Raw genomic sequence first — 355 nt, forward strand, 5'->3', positions numbered from 1 at the left:
CGTGATTCATCCCGTGCGTTGCGACTGGGGGTCTGCGGCCCCGTCGGCACCGGCAAGAGCTCGCTCATCGCCCTGCTCTGCCGCGAACTCGCCGGCGGACTCGGGCTCGGCGTGGTCACCAACCACATCTACACCGACGAGGGCGCCCGCTTCCTGCGTTCGGCCCGCGTGCTCGACCCGGACCGGATCCGTGCCGCCGAGACCGGGGCCTGTCCGCACACCGCGATCCGCGACGACACCACCGCCAACGCGCTCGCCGTGGAGGAGCTCGAGGCCGAGTACGGCGACCTCGAGCTGGTGATGATCGAGTCCGGCGGCGACAACCTCACCGCCACGTTCTCGCCCGCGCTGGTCG

1 protein-coding gene is annotated in these 355 nt (G+C 71.5%); it reads left to right on the top strand.

The annotated features are described in order from the left end of the window. On the top strand, positions 1-355 hold a 355-nt coding region (locus tag KSO97_RS17375), incomplete at both ends, for a GTP-binding protein (protein ID WP_308188346.1).

Source organism: Nocardioides sp. R-C-SC26, assembly GCF_021246465.1.
Classification (GTDB): Bacteria; Actinomycetota; Actinomycetes; order Propionibacteriales; family Nocardioidaceae; genus Nocardioides.